The following is a 16,151-nucleotide window of genomic DNA, read 5'->3' on the forward strand; positions in this document are numbered from 1 at the left end:
CAATCATAGATATTTTTAAGCGTATCGACCTTCCACACACTCCCTTCATCCTGAGGAGGAGAGACATGGCGGGTAATTCCTATGAAACCGGGCGGCTGAACCTGCCGTTCGTCGGCATCTGCACCTTCGGCAAATATCCCTACCAGCCGGACTGGGATGCGATCGATGCGGATGTGGCGATCCTCGGCGCGCCGTTTGACTGCGGCACGCAATGGCGCGCCGGCACCCGCTTCGGGCCGCGGGCCATCCGCGAGGCATCGACGCTGTTTTCCTTCGGCCATGGGGGCGCCTACGATCACGAGGACGACGTCACCTACCTGCCGAGAGACAAGGTTTCGATCGTCGATATCGGTGACGCCGACATCGTCCACACCGACACGATGAAGAGCCATGCCAACATCGAATTCGGCGTGCGCAAGATCCTGGCCGCCGGCGCGCTTCCGGTGGTGCTCGGCGGTGACCATTCGGTCAACATCCCCTGCATCAACGCGTTTGAAGACGACTGTGCTGAACACGGCCCGATCCATATCGTCCAGATCGACGCGCATCTCGACTTCGTCGACGAGCGGCACGGGGTTCGCTACGGCCACGGCAATCCCATGCGCCGGGCCGCCGAGAAGCCCTATGTCTCCGGGCTCTCGCAGTTCGGCATCCGCAACGTTTCCTCGACGGCCGCGGAAGGCTACGAGGATGCGCGGTCAATGGGCTCGGATATCCTGTCCGTGCGCCAGATCCGCGCGCTCGGCACGGAGAAGGTTGCTTCGCGCGTGCCGGCCGGAGTCCGCTACTACGTCACGATCGATATCGACGGCTTCGATCCCTCGATTGCGCCGGGCACCGGCACGCCGTCCCATGGCGGCTTCATCTATTACGAGGTGCTGGAGATCCTCTCGATACTCGCCAGGCGCGGCACCATCGTCGGCATCGACCTGGTCGAGGTTGCGCCGGATTACGACCACTCAGGCTCGACCTCGATCCTCGCCGCCCAGGTGCTGATGAACCTCATCGGCCGCGTCATGCACGCCAAGAGAGGCTAAGACCATGGGTCGTATCGCTTACGATTTTTCCGGCGAACACGTGCTGGTGACGGGCGCCAGCCGCGGCATCGGCCGCGCGGTCGCGGAAGGTTTTGCCGCCGCCGGGGCAGAGGTCACCATTCTTTCCTCCGGCCGTGGAATTCACGAGGCCGCCCGCGAGATGTCTGAACGCTTCGGTCGCAGGATCGAGGCCCTCGAATGCGATATCACCGACAGTGCTGCCGTTAAGGCGACACTCGCGCCGCTGGGTCCCATCGATGTGCTCGTCAACAATGCCGGGCTCGAGCGCATTACGCCGGTGACCGACGAAGACGACGGTGTCGAAGACACGTTCCGACGCATCACCGACATCAACACCAACGGCACCTTTTATGTGACCCGCCACGCGCTGCCTCACATGCGCGAGGGGGGCCGCATCGTCGTCACCGCGTCGATCTGGAGCCGTGTCGCGGTGCCGGAGTTCTCCGCCTATATCGCCTCCAAGCATGCCAATCTCGGCTTCACCCGGGTGATGGCCAAGGAACTTGGGGGACGATGCATTCGTGTCAATGCCGTCTGCCCCGGCTGGGTGCGCACCGAGGCGGCGATGCTGTCGCTGAAGAACATGTCGCTGCGCACCGGGCGCAGCGAGGAGGACCTGCTGGACGAGATCGTGGGAGCCCAGGTTCTGCCGGGCCTCCTGGAACCGGAAGACCTCGCTGCACCCTATCTCTTCCTCGCTTCCGATGGCGCAAGGGACATGACGGGCCAGGCGCTGATGCTCGACCGCGGCGAGGTGATGGCATGAGTGCGCGCGTTCTTGTCACCGGCGCCTATCGCGGTATTGGGGCTGCTTGCGCCCTGGCGTTCGCAGCGACAGGAGCTCGGGTTGCGCTTGCCGATATTCGCAAACCGGACGAGACGGCGATTTCGGCCGTACAGGCAGGGGCTACGGAAACCCTGACGCTTGCCTGCGATGTCTCAGACGAAGGTTCGGTCGCCGCCATCGGCGAGGTGGTGCAACGGACGTTCGGCGGACTGGATATCGTCGTCCACTGCGCCGGCGTCATTCATGAAGCGCCCTTGCTTGAAACACCCGTTGCGGATTTCGACCGGGTCATCGCCATCAACCTGCGTGGCAGCTTCCTCGTCGGCAAGATGGCATTGGGGCTGATGGGGGGAACGGCTGAGGAGCCCGCGCGGCTGATCATGATTGCCTCCGACATGGCCTATTACGGCCGCGAGACCTTTTCGCCCTATGTCGCGTCCAAGCACGGCGTGCTCGGTCTGGTGCGTTCCTGGGCAAAGGAATTTGCGCCGCGCGTGCTGGTCAATGCGATCTGCCCCGGTCCGATCGAGACCGAGATGCTTGGGGCGGCGAACATGAGCGCCGAATGGCGTGCCAGGGAACTGGCGATACCGCTTGCGCGCTTCGGCAAGCCCGAGGAGATCGCCGAACTCGCGCGGTTTCTCGCCGGCTCTGGCGGGCGCTACTTCACCGGCCAGGGGATCGGCAGCAACGGCGGGAGCATCATGCCATGATCGCCAATCCCATTCCCTGGCCGAACGGCGCCAAATGCGCCGCCTCCATCACCTTCGACATGGATGCCGACAGCCTCGTCCATATCGCCCATCCAAAGGATGGCCACAGCCGCGTATCGGCGATCTCGATGCTGCAATACGGGCCGAAGGTCGCGATCCCGCGCATTGTCGAGAGCTATCGGCAACTGGGCATCAAGCAGACCTTCTTCGTGCCGGCCTGGTGCATCGAGCAATATCCGCAGGCGATCGAGGCCATTCTGGAAGGCGGCCACGAGCTGGCGCATCACGGCTTCCTGCACGAGCACCCCCGCGAACTTTCGGACGAGCAAGAGGCGCACTGGCTCGACCGCGGCATCGAGGTGATCGTGAAGGCGAGCGGCAAGCGACCGCGTGGCTGGCGGGCGCCGCTTTACAATTTTTCCCACCGGTCCGCTGACCTCCTGGTGTCGCGGGGCTTTGCCTACGACGCTTCGTTGATGGGTGACGACATTCCCTATCTGCTTGAATGCGACGCCGGCGCCCTCGTCGAGCTGCCGTCGCACTGGGGCCTCGACGATTGGCCGCAATATGTCCAGTCGATGGACCTCGACTACATGATGCCAATCCGCGCGCCGGAGCAGGGCTTTGCCGCCTTTTCGCAGGAGTTCGAGGCGGCCTATCGCCACGGCGCGCTCTGGGTGCCGGTCGTGCATCCCTTTGCCACCGGCCGGCTTGCCCGCTGGGAGGTGGTGCATCGCTTCCTCGAACAGGTTCTCACGCGCGGTGACGTCTGGTTCGCGCCGATGGAGGAGATTGCCGCCCATGTGCGGCGTGTTGTCGAAACCGGCAGCTGGTCGCCGAGGATTGACCGACTGCCCTTCTATTCCGAGCCCGTCACGGTTCGGTAGCCGGCAGCGGGTTTATCCGCTTCCGAAGATCGGCGGCTGATGGAGCCGCAATGGACTTCGCGGAAAGACGCCAGAAGGCGCGACGCGAAAAGGGGAACGACGATGGAAAACAACGATATCGCCTGGCAGAGCGAACTGGCGCGGCGCGCCCGCATCTATGAAGATATCGAGGCAGGCGACCGCTTCGAGGGCACGATGACTGTGCTCGACTACACCGGCATGACGGTATTGATGCTCGTGCTGGTCGTCGGCTTCTGGCTCTGGGGGGCTTGAGATGACCGATCATGTCGCACTCGAACATATCTCCACTTTGAAGACGGAACAGGAAGACGCCGCCCGCAATCGTGCTGCCGCCGAGCGCGGCGATGCGCCCCTCTTGCCGTCTGAACGGCTCTGGGGCTTCTGGGAGTTCACCTATGCCAATTCGGCACTGGCGATTGCCACCTGGGCCTTTCTGATCGGCGGCTCTGTCGGCCTCTTCGTCGGGCCGAAGGAGGGTATCGCCGCCATTATCATCGGCAACATCGTCGGCGTCGTGCTGACGGCGCTTGCCACCACCACCATGACCGGCCGCTACGGCGTCGAGCAGTTCGTGGCGCTGCGCAGCCAATTTGGTTACAACGGCAGCCGCGTCGTCTATGTGCTCGCCGTCGTCATTCTCACCATGGGGTGGCTTGCGGTTCTCGCGATGATGTTCGGTCGCTCGATCGATGGGCTGATGGCGCTGAGCGCCGGTGAGGCCGCCAATCCGACGGGCGCGAAGATGATCATCGCCGCGATCGGCGCAATCCTGCTCACCTGGTTCATCGTCGCCAAGGGGCCGACCTCGATCAAGTTCTTCAACATGGTCGTGTCGCCGGCGCTGGTCCTCTTGATGGTGGCGATGCTCTACCTCATTCTCAGCCATCATTCGATCGGCGAGCTTCTGGCCTTGCCGGCCCTTGCGCCGCCTTTCGAGGACAAGACGCTGAACTTCATCGTCGCGGTCGAGGTCAATCTGGCAGCCGGCTTCTCCTGGTGGCCTTATATCGGCAATCTGGCGCGGCTGACGAAGAACGAGCGCACCGCCTTCTGGCCCAATGTTCTCGGTATCTTCGGGGCGGCAGCACTCGGCGAAATTGTCGGCCTGCTTGCAGCAGTCGCACTCGGCGAAAGCGATCCGACGATCTGGATGACGAAGATCGCCGGTCCGATGATCGGCATCGTCGCGCTGCTTTTCGTCGCATTCGCCAACATGACCTCGATGGCAAACATCCTCTACACGTCGATCGTCGGCCTCAGGCAGGTCGGAACCGCATCGGTTCGCGCCATTTCCTGGGGCGCAATCCTGTTCCTCTTCTGCCTCATCCCGTTCGGGCTCGTGGTCTTCTACCCGCAGATGTATGACGGCTTCTTCATCTTCCTCGTCTGGACTTCGGCGCTGAATTCCGCGCTCGCCGGTATCGGGATCGCCGACTACTTCTTCCTGCGTGGCCAGAAGCTCGACATGCGCAGCCTGCACGGACCGCAGGAAAACGGACCCTATCGGTTCTGGGCGGGCTTCAACCCCATCGGGCTCTTTGCCCTTGCGGTCGGCTTCATCGTCTATGTCGCCGTCTTCAATCCGCAGACGCTGGCAAGCCTGCCGGCCTTCAAATACCTGACCGCCTCCGTGCCGTCCTGCCTTGCCGCAGGCGCCACCCACTACGTGCTCACGCGGCTTTTTGCCCGTGGCCGTGGTTGGGGCCAATACCCGTAACGCCTGGAGAAGACCGCCATGAGCGACACCTACGACTACATCATCATCGGCGCAGGATCGGCCGGCTGCGTGCTCGCCAACCGCCTTTCGGAGGACCCGTCGACCAGGGTGCTGGTTCTTGAATTCGGCGGCAGCGACAAGTCGATCTTCATCCAGATGCCGACGGCGCTTTCGATCCCGATGAACGGAACGAAGTACAATTGGAAATACATGACCCTGCCGGAGCCCGGTCTCGACGGCCGGCGCGTGCATTGCCCGCGCGGCAAGGTCATCGGCGGCTCGTCCTCGATCAACGGGCTCGTCTACATGCGCGGCCACGCCAGCGACTTCGACGAGTGGGAGGAACTTGGCGCGCGCGGCTGGCGCTACGCCAATTGCCTGCCCTATTTCCAGCGCGCCGAAAGCTGGCAGGACGGAGGCGACAGCTATCGCGGCGCCTCAGGTCCGCTTGCGACCAATGCCGGCAACGGGATGAAGAACCCGCTCTACGGTGCTTTCGTCGATGCCGGCCGCGAGGCGGGTTACATCACCACAGACGACCCGAACGGGCACATGCAGGAGGGCTTCGGGCCGATGCACATGACCGTCAAGGACGGCGTGCGCTGGTCGACGGCCAACGCCTATCTGAAGCCGGCGATGGGGAGGCCGAACCTCACGGTCATCACCCATGCGATGACGCGGCGCGTGCTTGTCGAAGGCAAGCGCGCCGTTGGCGTCGAGTACGAGCTCGGCGGCGAGCGCCATGTCGCGCGCGCCAACCGCGAGGTGCTGATTTCCTCCGGACCGATCGGATCGCCGCACCTGTTGCAGCGCTCCGGTATCGGGCCAGCCGCCGTGCTGCAGAAGGCCGGTGTTCCCGTGCTGCACGATCTGCCAGGGGTCGGCGAGAACCTGCAGGATCATTCCGAGGTCTACATCCAGTATGCCTGCAAGGAGCCGATCACGCTCAACGGCAAGATGGGGCTCCTCATCAAGGCTTTGATCGGGGCCGAATGGCTCTTGTTCAAGAAGGGGCTGTCGGTCTCCAACCACTTCGAAAGCGGCGGCTTCATTCGCTCCGACGCGTCGCTGCAGTGGCCGGATATCCAGTTCCACTTCCTGCCGGCCGCCATGCGCTACGACGGCAAGAAGCCGCTCGACGGCCACGGTTTCATGGTGCTGACCGGTCCGAACAAGCCGAAGAGCCGCGGCTATGTCCGGCTACGCTCTCCGGAAGCCCATGAGCAACCGGATATCCTTTTCAATTATCTCGACCGCGAGGAGGACCGCGAGGGCTTCCGCCGCTGCCTGCGGCTGACGCGCGAAATCATCGCCCAGCCGGCCTTCGACCGCTTCCGCGGCGAGGAAATGGCGCCGGGCAAGGATGTTCGAAGCAACGACGAGATCGACGCCTGGGTGCGCGAGACAATGGAAAGCACTTACCATCCTTGCGGCTCCTGCCGCATGGGTGAGGACGGAATGGCAGTCGTCGACAGCGAGCTCAAGGTCCGCGGCATCAACGGGCTGAGGGTGATCGACAGTTCCGTCTTTCCGTCAGAGCCGAACGCCAACCTCAATGCGCCGACGATCATGCTGGCGGAACGCGCCTCCGACATGGTGCGCGGCAAGCCACTGCTTGCGGCTTCCAACGCCGCAGTCGGCGTCGCCCCCGGCGTTGGCGTCACCCAGCGCAGTGGAAAGCCGCTTCGCGCCGTCCGGCAATAATGATCCTTGGAAAGGGCGGTGCGTCATGTTGCGCGGTATCGGCTACGTGGTCGCCCGGCGGCTTCGCGGCGATGACGAGGATCCGGAGGATTGGGCCATGGCGGTCGAAAGGCTCCTCAATCGCCTGATCGCCCGATGCGGCCTTGCGATCGGGCGATCGCATCGGCCAGCCGGAAAAGAAGAGGCCTCATTCGATCCGCCGGAACGCCGGCATAGCCCAGAATGAGCGCAGCCGGCTGAGGTGTCGCGATCGTGTAGTCCGACAGGGGATAGCATTGCAGTCCGGCATCGAGCACGGCGCGGTGGGAGGCCTGGTCTTCCCGGCTGCCCTCCAGCCAGGCGAGTGCATTGAGCCCGCTTTCGGAGCAGTCGATGCGGGCAAGTCCGGCAAGCGCATCCCGCCCGGCTAACATGAAAGCCTCGCGGCGCTCGGCGTAAAGGCCGCGCATCCGGCGCAGATGGCTGGCAAAGTGACCGCCGCCGATGAACTCGGCGAGCGCGAGCTGGGTTTCCACCGGGACGCTGCGGTGGATCAGCCCCGAGAGCGTGCGAAATGTCCCGACGAGTTGGGGTGGCAGGACGAGAAAGCCAACGCGGATGCCCGGATAGAGCGCCTTGCTGAAACTGCCCGCGTAGATCACCCGGTCGTCGCTGTCGATGGAGCGCATCGAAGGCAAAGGCGCGCCGTCGTAGCGGAATTCGCTGTCGTAGTCGTCCTCGATGATCCAGGCGTCGCTCGCCCGCGCCCATTCGAGCAGGGCAAGCCGGCGTGGAAGCGATAGGGTGATGCCGAGCGGGTGGTGGCGCGACGGCATGACGAAGGCGAGGCGCGCGTCGGGATAGCGAGCCATCGCAGCCTCGACATCCATGCCGTCTGCATCGACATCGGCCGGACACAGCCGCAGCCCGAGCGTGCGAAACAGGTTGCTGGTGGTCACCGGCCCCGGATCTTCGAACCAGATCCCGTCGCCAGGATCGGCAAGCGCCAAAGCCGAAAGCGTGAAGGCGGCGTGCCCCCCGGGCGTGATGACGATCTGTTCGGGATCGCAAGGGTCGCGCCGGTGCAGGGCCAGATATTCGGCGATCCTCTGGCGAAGCACCAGTTCGCCCGCGACGTCGCCATAGCCCATGGCCACGGCCTTGCCGCCGCGCGTCACGGCGTTCCAGCATTTCCTCCACACAGCGAAGGGAAACCGGTCGAGCGCCGGACGGTTGGGCAGGAAAGGCCTGTCTTCCATTTGGCCGATATCGGCCGACATCCGGCATGACAAGTCGCCAATTCGCGATAGCCGCGGCGGCGCGCGGTCGGCGACATCGTGGCGGGTGGGCCTCGACAGCGGCTTTGCCGGTTGGCGCGGCAAGGCGGCCGAGACGAAAGTACCGGCACCCTGTCGTGCCTCCAGATAGCCCTCCGCCTTCAAGTTATCGAGCACCCGCACCAGCGTCTGGCGCGACAGTCCCAACTCCTCGGCAAGGATTCGGCTTGCAGGGAGCCGTGTTCCGGCGCGCAGGTGCCCTTTCAGGATCGCCATGCGCAATTGGTCCTGCACCTGGCGGAATTTCGGCAGGGCGACTGCCGCGTCGAGGCGAAGGAAAGGCAGGATTGGCCCTTCAAGCTGTTTGACCACCGGTGCGCCTCCAAAAATTGGTACAGTAGAATGCACCATAATGGACGTTTCTTCGTCGTCCAATTGTTACATCCTGTCCCTACACGAAAACGCACCGATGCAGCCCTTCGCAGGACGCAGACAAGGTGCGGGGGAACCGGGAAAGGCGGCGGTGCCGACGACCGGATGCAAGGACAAAAAGCAGCCATCGCCCACGATCCGTCGTCGACGGTCAACAGGAGGAATTCATGAACAAGCTTCTATCGCGTGCAACCAGTCGCGCCTTCGTCTCCACACTCGCCCTGGCGGCGGCCCTGCCGGGTCTTGCCCAGGCTGAGGCATCGCAAGAGCTGGTCGCTGCCGCAACGGAGGAAGGCATGTTGACCGTCATTGCGCTTCCGCACGACTGGTGCAACTACGGAGACGTCATTGCCGGCTTCAAGGCGAAGTATCCGGGCATCGAAGTCAACGAACTGAACCCCGACGCCGGTACCGCCGACGAGCTCGAAGCCATCCGCGCGAACAAGGGCAACACGGGTTCGCAGGCGCCTGACGTCGTCGATCTGGGCCTGGCTTTTGCGCCGGCTGCCGCCAAGGAGGGCCTCCTTCAACCCTACAAGGTGGCGACCTGGGACGAAATTCCTCAAAACATCAAGGACGAGCAAGGCTATTGGTACGGCGACTACTACGGCGTCATGGCCTTCGGTGTGAACAAGGACCTGCTTGATACTGTACCGGCCGACTGGTCGGATCTGTCGAAGTCGGAGTACTCCGGGGCTGTCGCACTCACCGGCGATCCACGGTCTTCGGCACAGGCCATCCTGGCGCTGATGTCGGCAGGCATCTCGCGGGGCGCCAAGCCTGGAACGGAATCGGGCGGCAAGGGCCTGGAGCTCTTTGCGGAACTGAACAAATCCGGCAATTTCGTGCCTGTGCTCGGCAAGGCCGGCACGATCGCGCAGGGGCAGACCCCGATCGTCGCCGCCTGGGACTACAATCTGTTGGCCTGGCGTGACGCGTTGAAGGGCAACCCGCCGATGGACGTCGTCGTACCGGCAAGCGGTGTGGTCGCCGGGGTCTATGTTCAGGCAATCTCGGCCTACGCGCCACACCCGAACGCCGCCAAGCTCTGGATGGAATATCTCTATTCCGACGAAGGCCAGACCGGTTGGCTGAAGGGCTACTGCCACCCGGCGCGCTTCAATGCCATGTTGAAGGCTGGCAAGTTCCCGCAGGAGCTGCTCGACAAGCTGCCGCCTGCCGAAGCCTATGAAAAGGCGATCTTCCCGACGGTCGACGAGCTTTCCGCCAACAAGACGGCGATCGTCGAGGGTTGGGACAAGGTGGTCGGCGCCAACGTGAAGTAATCCACCGCTTGAGAGAGAGGTTTCACCGGTCGTGAAGCCTCTCGCCCCCCTTTGGCGCAATTTTCCCAGGGACAAATCCGATGACGACAAGCGTCGCATCCCTGCCGGCCGTCTTCCGGCCACGACAGGTTCTCAGCTGGTTCGGGGTCGCCCCCTTCTTCGTCTTCGCCACGCTGTTCCTCATCCTGCCCACGCTCAACATCGTGCTCGGCGCGTTCCGCAACGCTGAGGGACAGATGACGCTGGAGAACCTCGGCAAGCTTCTTGCGCCATCCATACGATCGGCCTTCTGGATCTCGATCGAGCTCAGCCTGCTGACAGCGGCGCTCGGGTGTCTGTTCGGCTTCCTCATTGCCGCTGCCATCACGCTCGGCGGCCTTCCGCGACCCCTTCGCAATGCCATCCTGACCTTCTCAGGCGTCGCTTCGAATTTCGCCGGCGTGCCGCTCGCCTTCGCCTTCATCGCAACCCTCGGCCGCCTTGGTTTCGTGACGATGCTGCTGCGCCACTGGTTCGGCATCAATCTTTATGGCGCCGGCTTCAACATCGTCTCCTTCCTCGGACTGGCGCTTACCTACCTCTATTTTCAGATCCCGCTGATGGTGCTGATCATCACGCCGGCACTGGAGGGGCTGCGCCGCGAATGGCGAGAGGCGGCCGAAAGTCTCGGCGCCAACGGTTTTCAGTACTGGCGCCTGGTGGCGTTGCCAGTGCTCTGGCCCTCGCTTCTCGGCACGCTGGCTTTGCTTTTCGCCAATGCCTTTGGAGCAGTTGCGACCGCCATTGCGCTGACCGGCTCATCGCTCTCGATCGCGCCGATCGTCCTGTTCGCCCAGATCCGCGGTGACGTGCTCAATGATCCGCATCTGGGTTATGCGATCGCCTTTGCCATGATCCTTCTCACCGCCATTGCCAACGCAATCTATATCCTCCTGCGCATGCGCGCGGAAAGGTGGGTCAAATGAGGGAAAGGCGCGTCTGGTCCTGGCTCGCCGTCGCTTTGGGTGGGCTCTATTTCCTCCTTCCGCTCGTCGGCATGTTTGACTTCTCCATGCGCATGCAGCGCGATGGCTACAGCTTCGAAGCTTACCGCGTCGTGCTGGCCGATCCGCAGTTCCAGCAAACCTTCGGCTACTCCGTCGTTCTGGCCTTGCTCACGATCGTTCTTGGAATCCTGCTCATCGTGCCGACGGCCTATTTTGTCCGGCTGCGGTTTCCCGGGTTGCGCCCCGTCGTCGAGTTCCTGACGCTGCTGCCACTGGTCATTCCGCCGATCGTCATCGTCTTCGGCTACATCCGCATCTACAATACATCCTCCGTCCTGCCGCTCACAGGAAGCTGGTGGGGTACCAATCTCCTCCTTCTGTTCGGCTATGCGACACTGTCGCTGCCCTACATGTATCGCTCCGTCGACACGGGCCTGCGCACCATCGATGTCGGCAGCCTGACGGAGGCGGCCCAGAGCCTGGGGTCCGGCTGGACGCGGATCCTTGCCGTCGTCATCCTACCAAACGTCTTTGTCTCGGTGCTATCCGGCGCCTTCCTGACCTTCGCGATCGTCATCGGCGAATATGTCTTTGCCGCCTTGCTCAACGTCGGCTCGTTCGGCCCTTACATGGTCTGGATGGGTGGCAACCGCGCCTACGAACCCTCGGCGCTCGCCGTTGTCGCTTTCGCCATCACCTGGGCCTGTATGGCCCTGATCCAGCTTGTCACCCATTTCTCCAAATTCTCCACCGTGAGGCGTTGACCATGGCTTTTCTAGATATCCATCACCTGGAAAAATCCTTTGGCCCGACCCGTGTCGTCAAGGATTTCAACCTCGACATCGAAAAAGGGGAGTTCGTCTCCTTCCTCGGCCCGTCTGGCTGCGGCAAGACCACGGTATTGCGCATGGTCGCCGGCTTCGAGACGCCGACATCAGGCGCGATCAGCATCGACGGACGGGAGGTGACAGGGCTTGCCGCCAACCGGCGCAATATCGGCATGGTGTTCCAGTCCTATGCACTTTTCCCAAATTTGACGGTGGCGGAAAACATAGGCTTCGGCCTCAAGGTCGCGGGTGAGGGCAAGGCGGCCATTGCACGGCGCGTCGGTGAAATGCTGGATCTGATTGGCCTGCCTCAACTCGGGGGGCGCTATCCGTTCCAGCTCTCCGGCGGCCAGCAGCAGCGTGTGGCGCTTGCGCGCGCACTGGCGCCGCGCCCGCAAGTGCTGCTGCTCGATGAGCCGCTATCGGCTCTGGACGCGAAGGTTCGCATTAGCCTGCGTGACGAGATCCGTCGAATCCAGCGCGATCTCGGCATCACCGCCATTTTCGTGACGCATGACCAGGAGGAGGCGCTGTCCATTTCGGATCGCGTCGTGGTCATGCACCAGGGCGTCGCCGACCAGGTCGGCACGCCGTTCGAGATCTACAACCGGCCGGCGACGCGCTTCGTTGCGCAATTCGTCGGTACGCTCAATCTTCTCGACGCCGACGTGTTGGATGCGACCACCGGCAAGGTGCGGCTTGGTGGTGTCCCGGTGGCGCTGGACCAGCCGCTTAATGGTCGGCCCGGCGAGCGCATCAGCCTGGCGATGCGTCCAGAATCGGTCGAACTGGGGCGCAGCGACTGCGATCGCGTCGTCCTTTCCGGCGAAATTGCAGCAGTGCATTTTCTCGGTTCAGTGATCCGCATCAAAGTGGCGGTCGCGGGCCAGTTCGTTTCGCTCGATACGTTCAACCAGCCCGACAGGCCGCCGCCCTCGGTTGGCACCACCGTAGAGGTCAGCCTGCCGCATCGCGATCTTCTGGTGCTTGCCGCCTGATGTTCCCTCAGCTTTGAAGTCGCCTGTGAAGGAGCCGGCTCTTTGACCGAAACGACGTTTGACGATCTGGCGTCGCCGGACTGGCGCGCAAAAATTGCCACCCTTTCCGGCCCGGCCCGCGCCCGGCTGGCGGAGCGGGCGCGCAACGCGCCGCTGTTTGCGCACGCCTATGCCTTTCATCTCAACATGCGTTTTGGCGGAGTGACACCGCTGCAGCTTGCCGAATTCGCCTATGAGCAGCGGCTCGTCGGCCTCAAGGTCCATGTCGAGGACGGCGAGGCAGCCAGTCTCGCCGGTATGTCAGACGCAGCGCTTTCTGAATATGGTGCCGCAGTCGAGCAGTTCGGACTGGAGCTCCATATCGAGACCAGCACGACGCAGGAGACAGGTCTCTTTGATGCGGTACGTATCGCGCTTGCCACTGGCGCGACGTCGCTGCGTTGCTATCCGCGCTACGAGGGACGCGTCTCGGAAATTGTCTCACAAACGATTGCTGATCTGCGACGATTGGAGACCTTCGATCCCGAGGGGCGGCTTCGCTACACGCTCGAACAGCACGAGGACCTGAAGTCGGAGGAGCTGATCGGCATCGTAAAGGCTGTCGCCAATCCGCGCCTTGGCCTGCTGTTCGACTTCGGCAACATGATCAATGCCTATGAGCTGCCGTTGCCGGCGCTTGCCGCACAGGCACCCTATGTGACCGAAGTGCATGTCAAAGACTGCCTCGTCCAGCAAGATCGCGACGGCTGGGCGCACCTCGCCTGCCAAACTGGCACCGGCCATCTGCCGCTGCATGCGATGTTCGTGGACCTGCTTCTGCTTGGCCAGGACCGTGCGCAGGTCTTAAGCTTCGGGCTCGAGGAAGAGGAGGGCTATTTCGCGCCCGCCCTGCGCTTCCCCTCGGAGGAAAGCGACCCGTTCATCGCGGCTCGCTCCGCGAGTTTCACGGACATCGGGACCACCGACCTTGGCGCGCGGCTGCGCCAAGAGGCCATCGCCGCTCATCGGCAGCTCGAAACCGTAAGAACCATGCTCAATCAGATTGCTGCCGAAGCTTTGAGGATAGAACGATGACCCATGAGCCTGACTGCCCACCGCCCTACATGGCACTTGCGCACGCCATGGCCGATGCCGCTGCCAGCGTCATCCGTCCGCACTTCCGCAAGCGTGTTGTCGTCGACGCCAAGGCAGACTCCAGCCCCGTCACCATTGCCGACCGCGACGCCGAGGCCACGATGCGGCGCATGATCGAGGCGCAGTTTCCCAACCACGGGATCAGGGGCGAAGAATTCGGCGCATGCCGAACGGATGCCGAATGGGTGTGGGTGCTCGACCCGATCGACGGCACGAAGTCCTTCATCTCCGGCTCGCTCGCCTTCGGCACACAGATCGCATTGCTCCATCGCGGCAAACCTGTCCTCGGCATGATCAATCAGCCGATCACCGGCGAACGATGGTTCGGCATAGGCTCCTCCGCGACCCTTAATGAGGAGCCGATCCGCACCAGCGAAAAGACCGCGCTCGGCGAGGCGATCCTCTACACCTCGGCCCTTGAGCAGTTCGACCGCGCGCGCCACGAGCGCTTCGATGCCTTGACTGCCAAGGTACGCTTCACCCGCATATCTCACGATTGCTACGCGGCCGGGCTGCTGGCGCTGGGCGGCATCGACCTACTCGTCGAAAGCAATGTTTTCGACTACGACATCCTGCCACAGATGCCCATTATTCTGGCTGCAGGCGGCATCGTGACCGACTGGGATGGGCAGCCTCTTGCGGATGCGACACGGTACGACACCGTGTTGATGGCTGCAAACGCCGACCTCCATCGAGCCGCCGTGAAGATCCTTAGCCGGCTAGGATGAAATCCAGACGAACGGGCCGCTTAATCAATTGCCTGATCGTCGCGCTCGGCTTCAGCACCACCCATCCTCGACAATCATTGTCGCGAACAAAGCGCAGTTAGGCCGAACTCGACGTTGCCGTAGCCGTGCTCGGTGAACATTCCGCAGATCGGCACTAAAGCTCAGTTCATGGTGGCAATTTGCGGACGCTTCAGTGGGCGGTAGCTAGCCGCCCGACGATACCACCAAGGCCTCAGCCTTCGAAGCAGAGGTATTGACGAGGCGATGAGGTGTCTGCGGCAAGTTTCCGGATGTTCCGATCCGCTCGGTTCCAGCGCGGTGCGTTGTCATTGCATCGTACTTTCACGTATCTTGAGCTCGAAGCCCAGGTCAACGATTGGCGATGCGATTGGCAGGCCAGCCAGTCGATCAAGCACCATCTGTACAGCCTGTCGGCCGATTTCATAGCGCGGCGTGCGGATGCTGGTGAGCGACGGATAGGCGACGTGCATCATGTCGAGGTCGTTGAAGCCGCAAATTGCCATGCGGTGCGGCACGGCGATGCCTGCCCTTTGGCATTCAAACAGCACGCCCATGGCCAAGTCATCATTGTTGCAGAAGACGGCGTCGAGATCGGCGACCTTTGCCAATGCGTCGGCCAGGAGCTGCCCGCCGAGCGAGACGCGAGACGGCGTCAACGTGGTTGTCACCAGCTTGGGATCAAAGGACTGTGCGGCCTCGAGCGCCGAGCGGTAGCCGGCGAGGCGGCGCTGCGAGCGTGGATCCATTCGGGCGCCGATGAAGCCGATGCGGCGATATCCCGCCTCGATCAGATGATTGGTGGCCACCTTGCCGCCATCGAAGTGGGAGAAGCCGACCAGCATATCGACCGGATCCTCGCCATATTCCATGATCTGCACGATGGGGCAATCCGCGCTCTCGAGCAGTTTGCGGGTCGTTTCGGTCTGGTCGATACCGGACACGATCAACGCCGATGGCCGCTGGCCCAAAAACATCCGGATCAGCCGTTCCTCTTCCCGTGGAGAGTAGTGGGTGTTGCCCATCTGGATCTGCAGCGGGCCGTCGCCGAGCCCGTCATAGATGCCTCGAAGGGTGTCGGCGAAGACGATGTTAGTCAGCGACGGCACGAGAACGCCGATCACATCGGCTCGCGCGGACGCGAGCGCGCGAGCATTGGGATCGGGCGCATAGCCAAGCTGGATCACCGCCGTATCGATCTCGGCGCGCAGTTCGGCCGAAACGAGCGATGGGTCGCGCAGCGCGCGCGAGACGGTGATCGCCGCGACGCCGGCCAGTTTGGCGACGTCGGCGATCGTCGGCCTGCCACTGCCGCGCCGGCTTGCCTTGCGGCCCTGGTCTCTGGAGACGATGTCGTCCGTCACGTCGATCCCTGCCGGTTGCGCGCGCGCATTGTCTCCACATCGGTGTTGCCGACATACCAGTTCCTTGCGTCGACCTCATCGAAGACGACGGAAATTTCACGCTCGGCAAGCCCGGTCGCTTCGGCAATCGCCGTTACGACCTTGCTTGCGATCGCAGCTTTCTTGACCGAAGGATCGTCGCCGAGGACCTCTCGTACGATGGTGATCCGCACGAACGGCATGATTGACCTCCTGC

The 16,151-nt window shown here is 63.0% G+C and carries 16 protein-coding genes; 13 read left to right on the forward strand and 3 right to left on the reverse strand.

Going from position 1 to position 16,151, the window contains the following annotated elements:
- The first annotated feature begins 65 nt into the window (after positions 1-65).
- The 7 genes from speB to betA all read left to right on the forward strand — a co-directional run bounded on the left by speB (position 66) and on the right by betA (position 6,887).
- Positions 66-1,037: an agmatinase gene (gene speB / locus AC3WVQ_RS30095; protein ID WP_492383394.1), complete on the forward strand. Its 972-nt coding sequence runs from the start codon at positions 66-68 to the stop codon at positions 1,035-1,037.
- Between the two features lie 4 nt (positions 1,038-1,041).
- Positions 1,042-1,824, forward strand: coding sequence for an SDR family NAD(P)-dependent oxidoreductase (locus AC3WVQ_RS30100; protein WP_192439277.1), 783 nt, complete (start codon positions 1,042-1,044; stop codon positions 1,822-1,824).
- Positions 1,821-2,558, forward strand: coding sequence for an SDR family NAD(P)-dependent oxidoreductase (locus tag AC3WVQ_RS30105; RefSeq protein ID WP_492383395.1), 738 nt, complete (start codon positions 1,821-1,823; stop codon positions 2,556-2,558). The genes AC3WVQ_RS30100 and AC3WVQ_RS30105 overlap by 4 nt, the downstream gene beginning before the upstream one ends.
- Complete coding sequence (locus AC3WVQ_RS30110; protein WP_127890255.1) at positions 2,555-3,445, forward strand: polysaccharide deacetylase family protein; 891 nt, start codon at positions 2,555-2,557, stop codon at positions 3,443-3,445. The genes AC3WVQ_RS30105 and AC3WVQ_RS30110 overlap by 4 nt, the downstream gene beginning before the upstream one ends.
- Positions 3,446-3,547: 102 nt before the next feature.
- Complete coding sequence (locus AC3WVQ_RS30115; RefSeq protein WP_127890254.1) at positions 3,548-3,718, forward strand: hypothetical protein; 171 nt, start codon at positions 3,548-3,550, stop codon at positions 3,716-3,718.
- 1 nt (position 3,719) lies between these two features.
- The gene (locus AC3WVQ_RS30120; RefSeq protein WP_492383396.1) at positions 3,720-5,183 is read left to right on the forward strand and encodes a cytosine permease; all 1,464 of its coding nucleotides are present in this window, start codon (positions 3,720-3,722) and stop codon (positions 5,181-5,183) included.
- A gap of 18 nt (positions 5,184-5,201) precedes the next feature.
- Positions 5,202-6,887, forward strand: a complete 1,686-nt coding sequence (betA, locus tag AC3WVQ_RS30125) for a choline dehydrogenase (RefSeq protein ID WP_492383397.1) — start codon at positions 5,202-5,204, stop codon at positions 6,885-6,887.
- Positions 6,888-7,003: 116 nt separating this feature from the next.
- Here betA and pdxR read toward each other — a convergent pair whose 3' ends face one another.
- Positions 7,004-8,515 (reverse strand): MocR-like pyridoxine biosynthesis transcription factor PdxR, encoded by a 1,512-nt coding sequence (gene pdxR / locus AC3WVQ_RS30130; RefSeq protein ID WP_162731916.1) that lies wholly within the window; start codon positions 8,513-8,515, stop codon positions 7,004-7,006.
- Positions 8,516-8,742: 227 nt separating this feature from the next.
- Here pdxR and AC3WVQ_RS30135 point away from each other — a divergent pair, with 227 nt between their 5' ends.
- From AC3WVQ_RS30135 to AC3WVQ_RS30160, 6 genes are all read left to right on the forward strand, one after another.
- Positions 8,743-9,861, forward strand: coding sequence for an ABC transporter substrate-binding protein (locus tag AC3WVQ_RS30135; protein ID WP_060520831.1), 1,119 nt, complete (start codon positions 8,743-8,745; stop codon positions 9,859-9,861).
- Positions 9,862-9,941: 80 nt separating this feature from the next.
- Positions 9,942-10,826, forward strand: a complete 885-nt coding sequence (locus AC3WVQ_RS30140) for an ABC transporter permease (protein WP_060520830.1) — start codon at positions 9,942-9,944, stop codon at positions 10,824-10,826.
- The gene (locus AC3WVQ_RS30145) at positions 10,823-11,611 is read left to right on the forward strand and encodes an ABC transporter permease (RefSeq protein ID WP_060520829.1); all 789 of its coding nucleotides are present in this window, start codon (positions 10,823-10,825) and stop codon (positions 11,609-11,611) included. The genes AC3WVQ_RS30140 and AC3WVQ_RS30145 overlap by 4 nt, the downstream gene beginning before the upstream one ends.
- A gap of 2 nt (positions 11,612-11,613) precedes the next feature.
- Positions 11,614-12,672 carry an ABC transporter ATP-binding protein gene (locus tag AC3WVQ_RS30150; RefSeq protein WP_060644218.1) on the forward strand — a complete coding sequence of 353 codons (1,059 nt, stop codon included), beginning with the start codon at positions 11,614-11,616 and terminating at the stop codon, positions 12,670-12,672.
- Between the two features lie 42 nt (positions 12,673-12,714).
- A complete protein-coding gene (locus AC3WVQ_RS30155; RefSeq protein WP_060520827.1) occupies positions 12,715-13,746 on the forward strand; it encodes a sugar phosphate isomerase/epimerase family protein in 1,032 nt (343 codons plus the stop codon).
- Positions 13,743-14,534: an inositol monophosphatase family protein gene (locus tag AC3WVQ_RS30160; RefSeq protein WP_060520826.1), complete on the forward strand. Its 792-nt coding sequence runs from the start codon at positions 13,743-13,745 to the stop codon at positions 14,532-14,534. The genes AC3WVQ_RS30155 and AC3WVQ_RS30160 overlap by 4 nt, the downstream gene beginning before the upstream one ends.
- Before the next feature lie 326 nt (positions 14,535-14,860).
- Here AC3WVQ_RS30160 and gntR read toward each other — a convergent pair whose 3' ends face one another.
- Positions 14,861-15,916 carry an HTH-type transcriptional regulator GntR gene (gene gntR / locus AC3WVQ_RS30165; protein ID WP_234824553.1) on the reverse strand — a complete coding sequence of 352 codons (1,056 nt, stop codon included), beginning with the start codon at positions 15,914-15,916 and terminating at the stop codon, positions 14,861-14,863.
- Complete coding sequence (locus AC3WVQ_RS30170; RefSeq protein ID WP_060644217.1) at positions 15,913-16,137, reverse strand: tautomerase family protein; 225 nt, start codon at positions 16,135-16,137, stop codon at positions 15,913-15,915. The genes gntR and AC3WVQ_RS30170 overlap by 4 nt, the downstream gene beginning before the upstream one ends.
- Between the last annotated feature and the right edge of the window lie 14 nt (positions 16,138-16,151).

Source organism: Ensifer sp. EB106-05-01-XG146 (assembly GCF_058791875.1).